The organism is Reyranella sp. (assembly GCF_050185545.1).
GTDB lineage: Bacteria > Pseudomonadota > Alphaproteobacteria > Reyranellales > Reyranellaceae > Reyranella.
On the sequence record NZ_JBFWZI010000014.1, the window covers coordinates 57,874 to 74,467 of the forward strand.

General features: G+C 67.3%; 12 protein-coding genes. 8 read left to right on the forward strand and 4 right to left on the reverse strand.

The features are described 5' to 3' along the window. Nucleotides 1-181 precede the first annotated feature (181 nt). Both secG and tpiA read right to left on the reverse strand, forming a co-directional pair. A complete protein-coding gene (gene secG / locus AB7O82_RS06125; RefSeq protein WP_428618924.1) occupies nucleotides 182-520 on the reverse strand; it encodes a preprotein translocase subunit SecG in 339 nt (112 codons plus the stop codon). Nucleotides 521-571: 51 nt separating this feature from the next. Beyond that, complete coding sequence (gene tpiA, locus AB7O82_RS06130; protein ID WP_428538832.1) at nucleotides 572-1,327, reverse strand: triose-phosphate isomerase; 756 nt, start codon at nucleotides 1,325-1,327, stop codon at nucleotides 572-574. Nucleotides 1,328-1,581: 254 nt separating this feature from the next. Here tpiA and AB7O82_RS06135 point away from each other — a divergent pair, with 254 nt between their 5' ends. The 7 genes from AB7O82_RS06135 (at nucleotide 1,582) to AB7O82_RS06165 (ending at nucleotide 8,812) form a co-directional block, all read left to right on the forward strand. Next, a complete protein-coding gene (locus tag AB7O82_RS06135; protein ID WP_428538834.1) occupies nucleotides 1,582-3,513 on the forward strand; it encodes a SurA N-terminal domain-containing protein in 1,932 nt (643 codons plus the stop codon). Nucleotides 3,514-3,523: 10 nt separating this feature from the next. Continuing rightward, nucleotides 3,524-5,056, forward strand: a complete 1,533-nt coding sequence (trpE, locus tag AB7O82_RS06140) for an anthranilate synthase component I (RefSeq protein WP_428538836.1) — start codon at nucleotides 3,524-3,526, stop codon at nucleotides 5,054-5,056. A 160-nt stretch (nucleotides 5,057-5,216) separates the two neighbouring features. Next, nucleotides 5,217-6,044, forward strand: coding sequence for an enoyl-CoA hydratase/isomerase family protein (locus AB7O82_RS06145; RefSeq protein ID WP_428538838.1), 828 nt, complete (start codon nucleotides 5,217-5,219; stop codon nucleotides 6,042-6,044). An 11-nt stretch (nucleotides 6,045-6,055) separates the two neighbouring features. After that, nucleotides 6,056-6,823 carry an SDR family oxidoreductase gene (locus AB7O82_RS06150; protein WP_428538840.1) on the forward strand — a complete coding sequence of 256 codons (768 nt, stop codon included), beginning with the start codon at nucleotides 6,056-6,058 and terminating at the stop codon, nucleotides 6,821-6,823. Nucleotides 6,824-6,841: 18 nt separating this feature from the next. Beyond that, a complete protein-coding gene (locus tag AB7O82_RS06155; RefSeq protein WP_428538842.1) occupies nucleotides 6,842-7,252 on the forward strand; it encodes a DUF350 domain-containing protein in 411 nt (136 codons plus the stop codon). 41 nt (nucleotides 7,253-7,293) lie between these two features. Continuing rightward, complete coding sequence (locus tag AB7O82_RS06160; RefSeq protein ID WP_428538844.1) at nucleotides 7,294-7,680, forward strand: hypothetical protein; 387 nt, start codon at nucleotides 7,294-7,296, stop codon at nucleotides 7,678-7,680. A gap of 1 nt (nucleotide 7,681) precedes the next feature. Beyond that, a complete protein-coding gene (locus tag AB7O82_RS06165) occupies nucleotides 7,682-8,812 on the forward strand; it encodes a glutathionylspermidine synthase family protein (RefSeq protein ID WP_428538846.1) in 1,131 nt (376 codons plus the stop codon). A gap of 95 nt (nucleotides 8,813-8,907) precedes the next feature. Here AB7O82_RS06165 and AB7O82_RS06170 read toward each other — a convergent pair whose 3' ends face one another. Both AB7O82_RS06170 and AB7O82_RS06175 read right to left on the reverse strand, forming a co-directional pair. Beyond that, nucleotides 8,908-13,131, reverse strand: coding sequence for a translocation/assembly module TamB domain-containing protein (locus AB7O82_RS06170; RefSeq protein WP_428538848.1), 4,224 nt, complete (start codon nucleotides 13,129-13,131; stop codon nucleotides 8,908-8,910). After that, nucleotides 13,131-14,852, reverse strand: a complete 1,722-nt coding sequence (locus AB7O82_RS06175) for an autotransporter assembly complex protein TamA (protein ID WP_428538850.1) — start codon at nucleotides 14,850-14,852, stop codon at nucleotides 13,131-13,133. Before AB7O82_RS06175 ends, AB7O82_RS06170 begins: the two co-directional genes overlap by 1 nt. Before the next feature lie 251 nt (nucleotides 14,853-15,103). Between AB7O82_RS06175 and AB7O82_RS06180 the strand changes: the two genes are divergently transcribed. Continuing rightward, nucleotides 15,104-15,982 carry a TauD/TfdA dioxygenase family protein gene (locus AB7O82_RS06180; protein ID WP_428538852.1) on the forward strand — a complete coding sequence of 293 codons (879 nt, stop codon included), beginning with the start codon at nucleotides 15,104-15,106 and terminating at the stop codon, nucleotides 15,980-15,982. Nucleotides 15,983-16,594: the final 612 nt, after the last annotated feature.

Below are 16,594 nucleotides of genomic sequence, written 5' to 3' on the forward strand. Positions count from 1 at the left end.
ATGGGAATATCGCTCCGCCGGAGAAGCTTCGGCGGAGAGAACGGCTCGACAAGGGTGATGTTCCTAAAGCACATTCCGCCCGGCTGGAACAGCCGACCGGAATGTGCCTGCTGCAACAAGCATCTCCAGGGCGCGCATTTCCCGATTGGGGCGCGCCGGCGCGCCTCAATCGGATATCGCTCTAGCGGGTCGGCGCCGCCGGCTGCGGCGGCGGCGCGGGTGCGGCAGGCGCCGTCGGGACGCGATCCATGATCGAGCGGGCGTTCTTGCCGGGGTCCGACATGCTCCAGGCCATGACCAGGCTCAGGAAGAAGAAGATGCCGGCGAAGATCGCCGTCATGCGCGACAGCACATTGGCCTGTCCACGCACCGAGAACAGGGCATCCGTGCGGCCCATGCCGAGACCGCCGCCCTCGCTGCGCTGAAGCAGGATGACGACGATCATCGCGGCGGTCACGCCGACATGGATGATCAGCAGCACCAGCCGCCAATCGTGCAGAAAGCCTCTTACCGCGTCCATTTCCGTCCAGAATCGCAGGGTGATGCCTGCAAGCCGGCGCTTCTAGCCGCTTTATGCGGCCTTGGCGATAGCCAAAAATTCATCGATCTTGAGGCTCGCGCCGCCGACCAGGCCGCCATCGACGTCTCCTGCCGCCAGCAACTCGGCGGCATTCCTGCCATTCACCGAACCGCCATAGAGGAGGCGTACCGACCCGGCGTCGGCCGTGAGGTTGCTCAGCACCTGGCGAATATGCGCGTGCGCTGCGGCAACTTCCGGGGTGGTCGGAGTCTTGCCCGTGCCGATGGCCCATACCGGTTCATAGGCCACGACCAGAGTGGCCGCGGTCGCCCCCAAGGGCACGCTGCCGCGCAGCTGGGCTTCGAGCACGGCCAGCGTCCTGCCCGCCTCGCGCTCGGCCAGCGTCTCGCCGATGCAGACGATCGGCACCAGACCGGCGCGCCACGCCGCCTCGGCCTTGGCGCGGACGATGCCGTCCGTCTCGCCGCAGTCGGCCCGCCGCTCCGAATGACCGACGATCACATGGCTGGCGCCGCAATCGCGCAGCATCTCGGCCGAGACGTCGCCGGTGTGGGCGCCGCTCGCCTTGGCATGGCAGTTCTGGCCGCCGACCAGGACACCGCTCGATTTCACGGCGTCGGCGACGGCCGCCAGGAGGGTGGCCGGCGGGCAGATCAGAACGGCGCGATCCTGCCAGCCCGCCTGGCGCACACCATCCGCGACGCCCTTTGCCAGCGCCAGGGCATCGGCCTTGAGACCGTTCATCTTCCAGTTGCCGGCGATCAGGGGTTGCCTCGAACGCGCCATGGTTTCTCCCTTTTCAATTCTCCTCCCCCAGCTTCGCTGGGTGTCCGCGTCATCGCGGACGGAGGGGTCACAAGCCTCCTCACGTGACTCATGACCCCTCCGCCGCGTAAGACGCGACACCTCCCCAGCAAGGCTGGGGAGGAAAAGACGAGGCGTCTCTAGCGGCCGCTGGTGCAGTGGTCAAAGGGCCGTTGGTTGCCTGTCCGCAGGTCGGGTGCTAGGCATGCGCCCCAAACGAACCGCCCCGGCAAACCGTGAACAATTTCCGCAAGTACGCCAAGTACGTCGTCCTCACCATTCTCTTCGGCATGCTGATCATCAGCTTCGGGCTGTGGGGTGTCGGCGACATGTTGCGCATGGGCGGCCGCAGCGTCGAAGTAGCCCATGTCGGCGGCACGCACATCCCGTTGTACGGCTGGGTCGGCGGCGCGCCAGTGACGATCAACGAGGTTCGCGAACAGTTCAATCGCCAGCTCGAAGCCATCCAGCGCCAGACCGGTCAGCGCCCGGAGCCCGAGCAGGCCTTGCGCTATGGCCTGCACGTCCGCGCCCTGGAAGAAGTCATTCAGCGGACGGTGCTCGATTACGCCATCCAGCAGTTCGGCCTGGTGGTGAGCGACGCCGAAGTGCGCGCCGCAATCGCGCGCAATCCGGCATTCGCCGGAACTGGCGGCGCGTTCGATCCCCTGCTCTACCGCAATCGCCTTCAGCAGGCGCGCATCAGCGAGGCTCAGTACGTCATCGACGTACGCCGCGAGATCGCGGCGAGCCAGCTGTTCGGCGTGGTGCGGCCGGAGGGGCTCGCGCCGAAATCGTTGCGCGACGACGTCTTCAGGATGGAGGGCGAGAAGCGCGTCGCCCAGACAGTCTACGTGCCCGACGCGATCGTTACCGACGTGCCCAAGCCGACGGCCGACCAGCTCAACACCTATTTCGAGGCCAACAAGACCCGGTTCCAGATCCCGGAGTTTCGCGCCTTTTCCTACGTGTTGCTCACGGTCGACGACATCCTGCCCCAGATCACGATCACGCCCGATCAGCTCAAGCAGGAGTATGCCGCGCGCGCGGCCCAGTTCGGCACGCCCGAAAAGCGCGATGTCGACCAGGCCATGACCGACAGCGAGGACAAGGCGAAGGCCGTCATCGCCGGCGTCAAGGGCGGCAAGTCACTGGAGGACGCCGCCAAGGAGGTCCTGGACACCACCGACGGCGTGATCAAGCTGGGGACGGTCACCAAGAAGGACCTGCCGCCCGGCCCTCTGGCCGACGGCGTCTTCGGCATCCCCGAGGGCGTGGCGCCGGCCCCCATCCAGTCGCCGCTCGGCTGGCACGTGGTGCGCGTCAACAAGATCGAGCCCGGCACGTCGCAGTCGTTCGACGAGGTCAAGGACAAGCTCGAGGCCGAGCTCAAGGCGCAGCAGGCGCCCGATGTCCTGATTAAGCTGGTGACCGACTTCGAGCGCCTGCTGTCCAAGACGCAGTCGCTGAAGGCTGCAGCCGAGGATCTCGGCCTCAAGGTCAAGACCTACGAAAATGTCGATTCGCGCGGCCAGGATGCGTCGGGCAAGCAGGTGGTGATCGGTGCGGCAGCGGCCGAGCTGGTGCAGGCCGCTTTCTCGACCCGCGAGAGCGCCGAAAGCGAGCTCCTGGAAACGCAAAAGGGCGAATATTTCGTCGTGCGCACGGACCGCATCACGCCGGCGCGTGTGCCGGCGCTCGCCGAGGTCGAGGGCAAGGTGACGGATGCCTGGCAGGCAGAAGAGCGGCGCAAGCTCGCCGAGGCCAAGGTCAAGGAGGCGGTCGAGAAGGCCAATTCAGGCACCGACCTCGCGACCATCGCCAAGGACCTCGGGCTCGAAGTCAGAACCACCAACGCAGTGACGCGCTTCGAGGCCGACCAGGGCAACTACCTCAACCAGACGGCCGTTCAGGCGCTGTTCAAGCTCGAGCCGGGCAAGACCCAGTCGGTGCGCACCGGCGAAGGCAGCGTGATCGTGCGCCTGGACAAGACCGAGCCGGTCGACCTCGCCAAGGACAAGGAAGCGGTCGACCGCTTCGGCAAGCAACTCGACACGATGGTCGCCAACGACCTGATCCTGCAGCTGGTCAGTGCACTGCGCGCCAAGTTCGGCGTCACCGTCGACGAGCCTGCCTTCATGGCTGCGTTCAGGCCGCAGCAGCAGTAAGCGCGCGCCCATGTCGATCTCGCCCGACTTCGACGCCTTCGAGCGGTGCTATGGCGACGGCAAGCCGCAGCTCGTCTCGACCAAGCTGGTCGCCGATCTCGAGACCCCGGTCTCGGCCTATCTCAAGCTCGCCGACGGGCGGGCCAACTCCTTCCTGCTGGAATCGGTCGAAGGCGGCTCGGTCCGCGGCCGCTATTCCATCATCGGCTTCAAGCCGGACGTGATCTGGCGCTGCATCAAGGGACAAGCCGAGATCAACCGGCGGGCGCGCAGCGACGCGCGCGCCTTCGTGCCGCTCGAGGGGCGGCCGCTCGAGACCTTGCGACTGCTGATCCGCGAATGCCAGATGGACCTGCCACCCGGCCTGCCGCCGATGGCGTCCGGCCTGTTCGGCTTCCTGGGCTACGACATGGTCCGCGACATGGAACGGCTGCCCGACACCAATCCCGATCCGATCGGCCTGCCCGACGCGATCATGGTGCGGCCGACCCTGATCTGCATCTTCGACCGCCTCGAGGACAACGTGACCCTGGTCACGCCGGTATGGCCGCAGGACGGGATCGGCGCGCGCGCGGCCTACGAATCGGCGCAGGAGCGGCTGGCCGATGCGGTGTCCGACTTCGAGCGATCGCTGCCGTTCCGCCGCGAGAGCGCCGATGCCCTCGACGGCCTGCCCGAGCCGCAGGCCAACATGTCGAAGGACGATTTCAAGCGCATGGTCGAGACCTGCAAGGAGTACATCCGGGCGGGCGATGCCTTCCAGATCGTGCCATCGCAGCGCTTCTCGCTTCCCTTCAAGCTGCCGCCGCTGTCGCTCTACCGCTCCCTGCGCCGCATCAATCCGTCGCCGTTCCTGATCTTCTTCGATTACGGCGACTTCTCCATCGTGGGCTCGAGTCCCGAGATCCTGGTCCGCCTGCGCGACAACATCGTCACTATCCGCCCCCTCGCCGGCACCCGGCCGCGCGGCGCCACGTCGGACGAGGACAAGCGTCTGGCCGAGGAGCTGCTGGCCGACCCCAAGGAGCGCGCCGAGCACCTGATGCTGCTCGACCTCGCGCGCAACGACGTCGGCCGCGTCGCCAGGATCGGCTCGGTGCGCGTGGTCGAGCAGTTCACGATCGAGAAGTACAGCCACGTTCAGCACATCAGCAGCCACGTCGAAGGCCAGCTGGAGGACGGGCTGGAGGCGATCGACGCCCTGAAGGCGGGCTTCCCGGCCGGGACCCTGTCGGGCGCCCCCAAGGTCCGGGCCATGGAGATCATCGACGAGGTCGAGCCGGTGCGCCGCGGCATCTATGCCGGCTGCGCCGGCTATTTCGCCGCCAACGGCTCGATGGACACCTGCATCCTGCTGCGCACCGGCCTGGTGAAGGACAACACGATGTACGTGCAGGCGGGCGTCGGCGTCGTCGCCGACTCCGACCTCGAGGCCGAGTATCAGGAGAGCGTGCAGAAGGCGCGCGCCCTGGTTCGCGCGGCGGAAGAGGCGGTGCGTTTCGCCAATGCCGGCCAGTGGAGCGCCGGCAACACGCGACGTTGAGCCCAGCCAGCGAAGCGGGCTAGGGTCCTCCGGCAACGGAGGAGCTGAAACTCATCCTCTTCCGGACCGCGAGCGTCTCGCTCGCTCATAAGCTTGAGCGAGCGAGACGCTCGCGGTCCGGAAGACGAAGAGATCGGTTCCTGCGGCAATGGAGGAACTGATGTCCGCCCCACCAAAGTCAGATTGGCAAAACCGCTACCAGCGCCTGGTCTTCGATCGCCCGCATCCCAAGGTGCTGCGGGTGACCATGAACCGTCCCGAGAAATACAACGCCACGGACGCGATCATGCATCGCGAGCTGGTCGACGTGTGGCGCGACATCGACGGCGACGACACGGTCAATTGCGTGATCATCCAGGGCGCCGGCGGCAAGGTGTTCTCGGCCGGCGGCGATTTCGACATCATCGAAAAGAACATGAAGGACTACAACGCGCTGCTGCGGACCTGGAAGGAAGCGCGCGACATCGTCTACAACGTGATCAACTGCTCCAAGCCGATCGTCAGCACCATGCGTGGCCCCGCGGTCGGCGCCGGCCTGGTCGCCGGCATCCTGGCCGACGTGTCGATTGCCTCGAAGAAGGCGAAGATCATCGATGGCCATACGAGGCTCGGTGTCGCCGCGGGCGACCACGCGGTGATCGTGTGGCCGCTGCTCTGCGGCATGGCCAAGGCCAAATATTACCTGCTGCTGTGCGAGGCGGTCGACGGCGAGGAGGCCGAGCGCATCGGCCTGGTCTCGCTGTGCGTCGAGGACTCCGAGCTCGAGGCCAAGGGGCTCGAGGTCGCCACCAAGCTCGCCGAAGGTGCCCAGACCTCGATCCGCTTCACCAAGTACGCGCTCAACAACTGGCTGCGCATGATGGGACCGTCCTTCGACGCCTCGACGGCGCTCGAGATGCTGGGCTTCCTGGGCCCCGAGGTGAAGGAAGGGCTCGCCTCGCATCTCGAGAAGCGCAAGCCCAGGTTCGACCCCTACTCGCCCATCTGACGGAGCGCGCGATGCGTGGACTGCAAGGCAAGAACGTCATCGTCACCGGCGGCGGCGGCGCCATCGGCGGCGCCATCTGCCGGCGCTTCGCCGGCTACGGCGCCAATGTCGGCGTGTTCGACAAGAACCTCGAGGGCGGCAACCGAATCGCCGAGGAGGTGCGGAAGGCCGGCGCCCGGGCGTTCGTCTCGGACGTCGACATCGCCGACTACGCCGGCGTCGGCAAGGCGATCGCCGCCTTCGAGAGCGAGATCGGCCCGACCGACATCCTGGTCAACAACGCCGGCTGGGACACCTTCATCAACTTCATAGACACTACGCCGGACCTCTGGGACAAGCTCATAGACATCAACCTGCGCGGCCCGCTCAACATGAGTCATTTCGTGCTGAAGGGCATGGTGGCGCGCGGCCACGGCAGGGTCGTCAACATCGCCTCCGACGCCGGTCGCGTCGGCTCCTCGCAGGAAGCGGTCTACTCGGCCTGCAAGGGCGGCATCATCGCCTTCACCAAGACGGTGGCGCGCGAGGTGGCGCGGCGCGGCATCACCCTCAACGCGGTCTGCCCCGGCCCGACCAATACGCCCCTGCTGGCATCGGCCGCCGGCGTCGGCGAGCGCGCCGAACGGTTTCAGGCGGCCCTGGTCGGTGCCATCCCGATGAAGCGGGTCGGCCAGCCCGAGGACATCCCCGGGGTGGTCTGCTTCCTGGCCAGCGACGACGCCTCCTTCATCACCGGCCAGACCATCAGCGTATCGGGCGGCTTGACCATGCACGGCTGAGCCGACGAAAGTCGCCCCATGCCCGAGCTCGCCTGGCTGGTCCAGTCCTTCCCCAACTTCGCGCGCTATGTCGTCGTCGGCTTCGCGCTGGCGGCGCTGTTCCTGTGGGTCTACGTCCTGATCACGCCGTGGCCGGAATTCCGGCTGATCCGCGCCGGCAACTCCGCCGCCGCGACGGCGTTGGTGGGGGCGCTGCTGGGATTCTGCCTGCCGCTTGCCAACACGATCGCCCATTCGGTGAGCCTGACCGATGTCGTCGTGTGGGCGCTGGTGGCGTTGCTGGTGCAGGTCCTCGTCCATGTCGGCCTGCGGGTCATGCTGCCAGGACTGAAGCAGGCGATCGAGGAGGACAAGGCGGCAGCCGGCATCGCCGCCGGCGGTTTCGCTACGTGCTTCGGATTGATCAATGCGGCCTGCCTGACGTCCTGACCATGTCGATGCCCTCCCCCTCCCCGCCGCGTGACCCGCGCATGTCTCGCGGCGTCAAGCTCGCCGTGATGGGGGTGGCCGGCGCCGCCCTGCTCTATTCCTGTGCGCCCAGCGTCGGTGCCGGCCTGGGGGCACTGCCGTACCTCTGGTTCCTGCCCAACCCGTTCTACCGCCCGCCGGTTGCCGCGGTGCCCTGCCTGCCCGGCCAGGTCTGCCCGCCCCAGCAGCAGGCAACAGGCACGAGCGGCGGCGGCAGCAGCAGCACCAGTAGTACCAGCAGCACGAGAACCGGATCGTCCTTCAGAAGCGGCAGCACGACCAGCAGCACCACCGGAAGCTCGACGTCGGAGACCAGCCGGGCCACCTCCACGACGAGCCAGCGCGGCGGCTTCGGCTCGACCGGATCGTCGACCGGCTCGTCGAGTTGACATGCGTCGCGAATCGTCCGCGCCGCGCCCGGGCTGGCAGCACAAGCTCGAGCAGATCGGCTTCAACTTCTACAATCTGGAAGGCAAGGCCTATTGGACCGAGCAGGCCTGCTACGCCTTTTCGTCAGCCGAGATCGAGGAGCTGGAGGCGGCCAGCGAGGAGCTGCATGGGCTTTGCCTGAAGGCCGTCGAGTACGTCGTCGCCAACAAGCTGTGGCAGCGCATGCGCATCCCGCCGGCGTGGGGCGACTATATCGAACGCGTGTGGCGGCGCAGCGACCCGACCCTGTGCGGCCGCTTCGACCTCGCCTACGACGGCAAGGAACCGCCCAAGCTTCTGGAGTACAACGCCGACACGCCGACCGCGCTTTACGAAGCCGCGGTGGTGCAATGGTACTGGCTGAAGGACGTCAAGCCGGAGGCCGATCAGTTCAACTCGATCCACGACAAGCTGATCGAAGCTTGGCGCGGCATTCTGCGCCGCCTGCCGCCCGAAGGCCTCGTCCACTTCGCCCGCTTCGAGGATCACCTCGAGGATCTCGCGACCTCGGAGTATCTGCGCGACACCGCCCTGCAGGCCGGGCTCGCCGGCAAGCCGATGGGCGTGCCCGACATCGGCTGGAACGGCCGGCGCTTCACCGACCTCGACGAGATGCCGATCCAGGTCCTCTCGAAGCTCTATCCGTGGGAGTGGATGGTGCGCGAGAAATTCGGCGTGCACGTGCTCACCGACACCACGGCCTTCATCGAGCCGGCGTGGAAGATGATCCTGTCCAACAAGATGCTGCTGCCGCTCTTGTGGGAGGGCTTTCCCAACCACGCCAACCTGCTGCCGGCCTTCGACACCGAGCACGCCGATCTCGGGCGCGCGTTCGTCAAGAAGCCGATCTTCGGCCGCGAGGGCCACAACGTCACCGTGGTGGGCCCCGGCGTGTTCGACACCGCCGGCGGCGACTATGGCAGCGAGGGCTTCGTGTGGCAGACCTACCAGCCGCTGCCGCGCTTCGACGGCTGCTACGCCCTGGTCGGCTCATGGATCATCGACGGCAAGCCGGCCGGCATCGGCATGCGCGAGGACGAGCGCCGCATAACCCACAACAACAGCCGCTTCGTGCCGCACTATTTCGAGTGAGCCTCCCTCATGCTCTTCCGGACCGCGGGCGTCTCGCCCGCTCATGAGAGCAGCGGGCGAGACGCCCGCGGTCCGGAAGAGCATGAGTGGCCCGTTCAATAATCCCACTGCATCTTCACGCCGACGCGGCCGTTGGAATCGGCGCCGACGTCGCCCTCGATCTTGACGTTGTCGAGCACGTCGATCTGGACGACGCCGCGGCTCGAGTTGCCGCTCGCGCCCTGGCGCGCCCCGATATATATGCCGGGCGCGACGTAGCGGCCGGCCTCGAGCGACATCTGCGGATTGGCGCCGCTGCCGCTCGACCCTACCGACAGGCGGTCGAGGCCGAGACCGCCGCGCAGGCGACTCAGTACGCCCGACTCCGGTGAAGCTCCCGTCAGCTCGGCGAGCCCCTGCGCTGCCTGGGCGAGCTCGAAGGGGCTGAGACCCGATGCGGGCTTGCCGAACAACAGCATGGCCATCGCCTCGTCCGGCGGCAGGCCGCCCGCGGTGACGCTGATGACCGGGGCCCGCGCCGTGCCCTTGATCTCGACGTTGATTGTCGTCGATTGCACGGTCGTGCTGGCGAGGAAATCGAGCCGCGGGTCGATCCGGTCGAGATTATCGAGAGTAACGACGCCGCGACTGAAGGTGAGGCGCCGCCCGAGCAGGTCGAACTCGCCGCGGCGCATCGTCAACCCGCCGACGACAGCCGGCGCCGCCGGCGACCCGCCGACCTTGAGATCGCCCGACATCTCGGCATCGAGGCCGCGTCCGCGCACGAACACCGCGCGCGGCGCCTGGATCGCGAGAGCGAGCCGGATCGGAGTCGCACCCGGTGGCGGCTGTCGCGGCCGGGCAGCCGCCTGCCCGGTCGTCGCCGGCGGCGGCGCTCCGCCCGGCTTGTTGATTTCGCGCACCTCGAGCGTCGGATAGGACGCCGACTGCTGGCCGCCGACGGAGATCTCCGCGCGGTCGATCGTGATCGGGCCGGAGAGGTCGATGCCTGTCCCCGTCGATCCCGTCACCTTGAGGTTGGTCGAGACAGTCGCCATGAGGTCGGGCCGGTTGACCAGGAGGGCATTGCGACTGGTCACAGAAATGTCGGGCGTCACGCCCTGCTGGGCATCGAGCCTGATGGTACCGGCGAGCGACAGGATGCCGTTGCGGCTGGTCTGGAAGTTGAGGCGCTGGATCTGCACCGTGTCGCCCTGGAGCGCGAGTCGCCCCTCGCCGCCGCTGAGCCGCAGGCCCGACTCGGGCAAGGCGAGAGCGCCGTTGGCGAAATCGATGGTGCCGCTGCCGTTGATCTTCGATCCTGACAGCTCGACGGTGAGGTTCGGTCGCAGCGTGCCGGTGACGTTGCGAACGTCGGTGCCGAGCAGCGGCGAGAATGGTGCGATGTCGAGCGCGCCGGTGATCGTGGCGGAGCCTGACGGCGCGCCGGTGCCGCGTGGAATGGCCGCTTTGCCCTTGATCGCAAGGTTTGTCGCGCCGCCGGCGCTGAGACGGGCATCGACGCTGGCTTGGTTGCCCGATATCGTGCCCGATCCTTGGATCGACAATGGCGGCACGAGCCCCGCCTCCGGCCGTCGCACGCGCAAGCCTGTGACGCCGTAGGTGGCATCGACGCGCGGTGCCGCCAAGGCGCCGCGCACCTGCACCTTGGCCTGGGCCGTCCCCTCGAGGCCGCTGCCCGGCGCCACGGCGTCGACCAGAGACAGCGGCAGGGCCGCCAGCTCGAGCTGCAAATCGCTCGCCGTCGGATCGATCGTGCCGCGTACCGTCAACCGGCCGCCACCCAGGCGCAGATTGGTCGGATCCAGGACGATGCGCTGTCCGGCAATGCGCACCCGCGTCGGCGCGTTCAACGCCACCGGTATTCCCGAATGACGGCCCTCCAGGCGCGACAGGCTGATCAGGATATCGTTTCCGTCAGGCTCCACCTTGCCGCGCATATCGGCGTTTGTTCGCGCCCCCGCCGCCTGGAGCGCGACGTTCACTCCCTGCCGGTTGCCGTTGGCGGTCACCGTCACGCGGTTGATGTCGGCAGCCCCGCCCATCCCGCTGGCCGTGAGCGTCGCCTCGGTGACGGCGGCATTGAGTGGATCTCTGACCGTCCCCTTGAGGTCGAGGGATGCAATGGAGGTGGAGCCGCTGCGCAGCCCCTTGCCCTGCAGGGTCACGGTCACCAGCCCGGCTGCGGCCTGAGCGTCGGCCGGAATGTCGGCGGCAGTCATCTCGAGGTCGATCGAACCGGCGAGATCGGTGCCGGCAAGGGGAGCGGCATCCTGCAGCCGCGCGATCTGCAATTGACCGCGCCCCGATCGCCGCGTTCGCGTGATCGCGAGATCGACGACGTTCAGCACTGCGCTCGCCCAGCGACCCTCGAAGGTCGGCACGGCAAGACCGTCGGCGTCGTAGCGAAAACGACCTTCGAGCGAGAGCGGCTGGTCGACCAGATCGCCATTGGTCGTCATCGTGCCCTGGATCGCGCCGGCAGGGTCGCGTGACAGCGATGCCGCCAACGACACGCGTCGCGACGTCAGAGGACCGTGATGGAGATCGCTCACCTCAGCCGTGAGGCGAAGATCGGTGCCGCTGGTGCTCTGGCGAACGGTGGCGGAGAGTCTGGCGCTGCCGGCAAGATCCGGCTGCACCCATCCGAGTTTCGGCAGGTCGAGCGACAGATCGAGATCGGCGGTCTCTGCCTGTCCTCGACCCGCGATGCTCAGGACGGCGTTGTCGCCAGCAGCCACGCGAACGTCCCTCAGTGTCCATGACTGGTCGAATTGCCAGGTCGCCGTGCCCGAGAGTCCCACGCTGGCATTGACCAGCTGGACTGGCAGACCGGTCGCCCCGAGGTCGCTGACCGTTCCCCGCCAGGACAGGGATACGTCCTTGGCGTCCGATGTCGCGGTCAGATCCCAGGTGCCCTGACCGGCAAGCGGCTGGCCGGCCAGGGTCGAAAAGACGGCGAAATCCGGCAGCGTGACGGTTGCCTTCAGGTCCCCGACCTTGGTCGCCAGAACGTAGGAACCGGAGCCGCTCAGCACGGCCGGCGTCGATCGGAAGTCGAGCGACTGCACCGTGGCCTTGCCGTCGGCAAATCCGAATTTGGCCTGCAGTCTCACGGGACCCAACGGCGGCAGTTGCGCATTGATAGCCGCCAGGGAGATGTCGTCGGCGTTGCCGGTCAGCGTGACCGTTCCCTGCGGCACGGTCGCCAGCGACCCGAGGTCGGCCTTGATCTGCAGGCCGAGGCCTCGCCAGGCAACGCCGCCTGCCAGCGGCCCGAGGGCGCCCGGCTGGTTCGAGTCGATCGTCGCCGTCGCCTCGAGCCGGTCGCCGTTGATGTCGTAGCGCGCCGACGCATCGACCGTGAGCGGCGCCGTGGCGAGCTTGAAATCGCTCAGCACGACGACCTTGTCGTCAATCGTGGCCTGGGCGTCGAGGCGGATCGGTTCGCGCAGCGCATCGGCGGTCGGATTCCGTGGCAGGCCGGGAGCTGACGAGTCGATGCGGGCGACGACATTGGTCGCGTCGCCCCGGGGTTCCCAGGTCAGCTTGCCGGTCACGCGGACGGCATCGGCGGCTGCCACGTTCAAATCGGCCTGGCCGGTGCGGGCGTCGCCGCGCGCCACGAGGCGCACCGACAGGTCCTCGATGTCGGGTCGCTCCAGCAGCACGGCGACGATCCCGCCGCGCTGCTCGTTCAGGCTCACCTCGCCGTCGACCGACTTCTGTCGGGCATCGAAGCGAATGTTGGCGGCGAGCTTGCCGGCCGGCCCATCGATGCGCGTGCCGTCGAGCACCAGCCGCCCTTGCACGAGATCGGCCGGCAGGTGTGCGTTGCCCGTGATCTTCCAGCGCGACTCGATGCCGGCCAACGCCGCGCCGAGGTGGAAATCGGCGATCGAGAGATCTTTCAGATCGACCTCGAGCGGCAGCGCCAACGGTTCTCCGTCGCTCTTCTTCTCGTCCGCCAGTTTGTCGGGCAGCGGCGGGCGCGGAACCCCAATGCGATCGGCTGAGAGCAGCTCGATTTGCAGGCGTCGCTGGAGCAGCGAGGCCAACGACCAGCGAAGGCGCAGATTGTCGGCGGTGAGCCAGGGGCCGTCGCGATCGCGATAGGCAAGCCGCTCGATCGTCAGGTCTGTCGGAAAGAATCCGTGAAGCCCCGTGATCTCCAGGCCGCCTTCGGCCGTTGTCGCCAGCTTCGATACGAGCGACGCCAGGGCGCGTTGGCCCGGCGCGGTCTGAAGAGCGGCAAAGGCAAAGACCAGGACGGCCACCAGGCCGACGACGATCTTGCCGAGGAGTCGCAGCCAACGCATCAGAAGGCCTGTCCCAGGCTGACATAGATGCCGAACGCCGGGTCGCCTTCCCGCCGGTTGAGCGGGAAGCCGACATCGAGGCGCACTGGCCCGAAGTCCGTGTAATAGCGGATGCCGGCACCGGCGCCTATGCGCGGCGCGAACAGCGAGAAGTCGGGAAAGAAGTAGGGATATGCGCTGCCGGCATCGACGAAGGCCACGGCGCCGAACGACTTGCCGATGCGCTGGCGCAGTTCGAGGCTCGCCTCGACGACGCTGGCGCCGCCCAGCGGGTTGTTGAAGGCATCGCGTGGGCCTGCGCTCTGATAGACGAAGCCGCGTACCGAGCCGCCGCCGCCGGCATAGAAAAACTTGTCGGGTGGAATGCCGCCGATGCTGATCGCCGGCTCGCTGCCGAGCGAGCCGCGGGCGGCCAGCACCGTCCGCCCCGGCTCGCCGAGATCGAAATAGGTGCGGCCGGTAACGCGCACGACTGTGAAGAAGTCGATCGCGCTGATCCACGGCGTCACGTCGACATCGATGCGATAGCCCTTGGTCGGATCGACGTCGCTGTTGGCGCGGTTGTACAGGATGGAGAGCGGCAGGCCGACCAGCTGGTAGTCCATCGTGATGCCGTTGCGGGTGATCCGCGAGATCTCGCCGGCGAGCCCTGCCCTCGCCGTCAGCGTCGGCGAGAACACCCGATCGAATCCGGCATAGGCCGTCACGGCATTGCGCGTGTAGGCGTCCAGCACGTCGCGCAGCCCGGCAGCCTCGAGGCGGGCGTCCTGGCCGGAAAGCCACCAGTCCGGCTTGCGAAAGGCGGCGCGGAAGGCAAAGCCCGTATCGAGGATGGAATAGCCTTGCTGGCCGATATGATTGATCTCGGCTGACAGGCGCAGGCTTTCCGCCTGGCCGAACAGATTGCGATGGGTCCAGAAGCCGTTGACGGAGAATCCGAGCTGGGTCTCGTAGCTGATGCCGAAGCCGATCGTGCGCGGCGGCCGGTCCGTCAGCTCGACGTCGAACGGCAGCTCGCCCTGGGCATTCAGGGCCGACGCTTGGTTGATGCGCACGGAGTTGAATACCCCGAGGGCGGTGAGCCGGCCGCGCATCGCTTCGACCTTGTCCGGGTCGTACGGCTCGCCTTCCTTGAAGGGAACGCGGCGCTGAAGCCAGACCATGTCGACCTTGTCGCTGCCGGAAAACCGGACCGGGCCCATCTTGGCGGGCGGGCCGGTCTCGACGATGTAGGTCACTTCCGCATTGTGCGTCGCGTGATCGACCACGACCTCGCGCTTGACCTGGGCAAGCGCGTAGCCCTGCCGGCGCAACTCGCCGATCAGCTTGTCCTGCGCCCCGATGATGGCGGTGGCGTCGGCGGGATCGCCTGTGGCCAGGCCGAGCTTGTCGCGATCGATGCCGGGCAAGGAGATCCGCGACTGCGGCGGGCGGATGGCGATCTCGGTGACGCGATAGCGCGGCCCGGTTGCCACCTCAACGGCAACGGCGACCGGTTCGTTCTCCGGCCGGGCGTCGATGGCGTCCAGCGCACCGGCTTCAGTGATCGGGCGTCCGTCGACCGTGGCCTTGATCGTGCCGTCGTAGTAGCCGCGCGAGCGCAGCGCGCTGTTGATCCTGCCGACGACAGACTGGGCGCCTTGCAGCACCGCGAGGCTGTCGCCGGAGAGCGGCTGGGTCTTCTCGAATCTCTCGACGAGCTCCTTGATGTCTCCCTGCATGGCCTCGTCTCCCGTTACGACGAGGGCAATCCGGCCCGACCGTGCCTCCGCGATCCTGCACGGGCCGAGGGCCAGGAAGGCAGTCGTCACCAGGACGCAGCTCAACCACGCCCAATCTCTGGTGTGCGAGCACCAGACGACAGCGATTGCATGGCAACGACGCATAGCTACCAACCACCAACGCAGGGCGACGCGAATGGATGCGTGCCGGAACCAAATTGTGCCACAGTGGCGCCATCGAGGAGACGCCGATGAGCGACGTGTGGGTTCAACCGACCGGTGCCGCGCTGGGCGCCGACATTCACGGGGTCGACCTTGCCAGGCCGGTAAGCGACACCGCCTTTCAACACATCCTGCGAGCGTGGAGCGATCACCTCGTCCTTCGCTTCTCGGGGCAGAAGATCGACGACGAAATGCTGATGGACTTCAGCGCCCGCTTCGGCGAGCTCGATCGCGTGCCGATCGCGGCGGCCAGCCTCGACCGCACCAACTCGGGCTTGTCGAAGGACGCCGAGGCCTGGGTTGCGGTGATCTCCAACGTCGTGCACGACGGCAAGCCGGTCGGCGGGCTGGGAAGCTACGAGCTCGTTTGGCACACCGACATGTCCTACAACCCCTTGCCGCCGCGCGCGAGCCTGCTCTATGCGCTCGAGGTGCCGCCCGACGGCGGCAATACCGGCTTCCTCGACATGTACTCTGCCTACGAGACGCTACCCGACGATCTCCGGCGCGCCATCGAGGGCCGGACCTGCATCCACGATTCGAGCCGCAACTCGGCCGGCGAGCTGCGCAAGGGCTTCCAGCGCACGCTCGATGTCCGCCAGACGCCGGGCGCGGTCCATCCCCTCGTCCGGCTGCATCCCGTGAGCGGACGCAAGGCCCTGTTCCTGGGGCGCCGGCCGGGCGCCTACATTCACGGCCTGCCGGTCGAGGAAAGCGAGGCGCTGCTCGACGCGGTGTGGAAGCACGCCACACAGGAGCGCTTTGCGTGGTACCAGAAATGGCGCGTCGGCGATCTCGTGCTGTGGGACAATCGCTGCGTCATGCATCGCCGCGATGCCTTCGACGAAAGCCTGAAGCGCCTCATGCACCGCACCCAGATCCTCGGCGAGCCGGTGCTGGCGGGGTGAATGGTTCTCACGGAGTGGACACTCCTCGAGTACCTCCCCGTAATCGGGCCGTAATCGGGGGAGGTGGCCCGAAGGGCCGGAGGGGCAGGCCCCAGCCCGGATTGCTCCAATTCCGACGTCGGAATCTCATGGATCTCGTCTGAGGCTCTCCCCCTCCGCCCCCGTATGATGGGGCACCTCCCCATAGGCGTTTAAAATACAAAGGGACCTCACCCTGAGGAGCGGCGCGGAGGGCCGCGTCTCGATTCGGGCGAAGTAACCTTCGCCCTTCGGTCGGCAACAGAGACGGGCGCTGCAACGCGGCTGTTCCGACGATCTGCTGTGTGGCCCATCCTTCGAGACGCGCGCTGCGGGCGCTCCTCGGGATAAGGTTCCCTTCTACTTTAGCGCCTATGGGGCACCTCCCCCGATTACTCCCCGATTACGGGGGAGGAAAAGGATATGCATCTACTCCGCAGCAGCGCGGCGGGAGGAGTCTGAACCGACCCCCTACCTCTTCCCCGGCATCCTGATCGCCGCCTGGCGTCGCTCGACCATCGTTTCCTCGAAGGCGCGCGGGTAGCGGTGCGGCTGGGCGGAGACCTTGTTCAGCCGCTCCAACGCCTCGGCCGG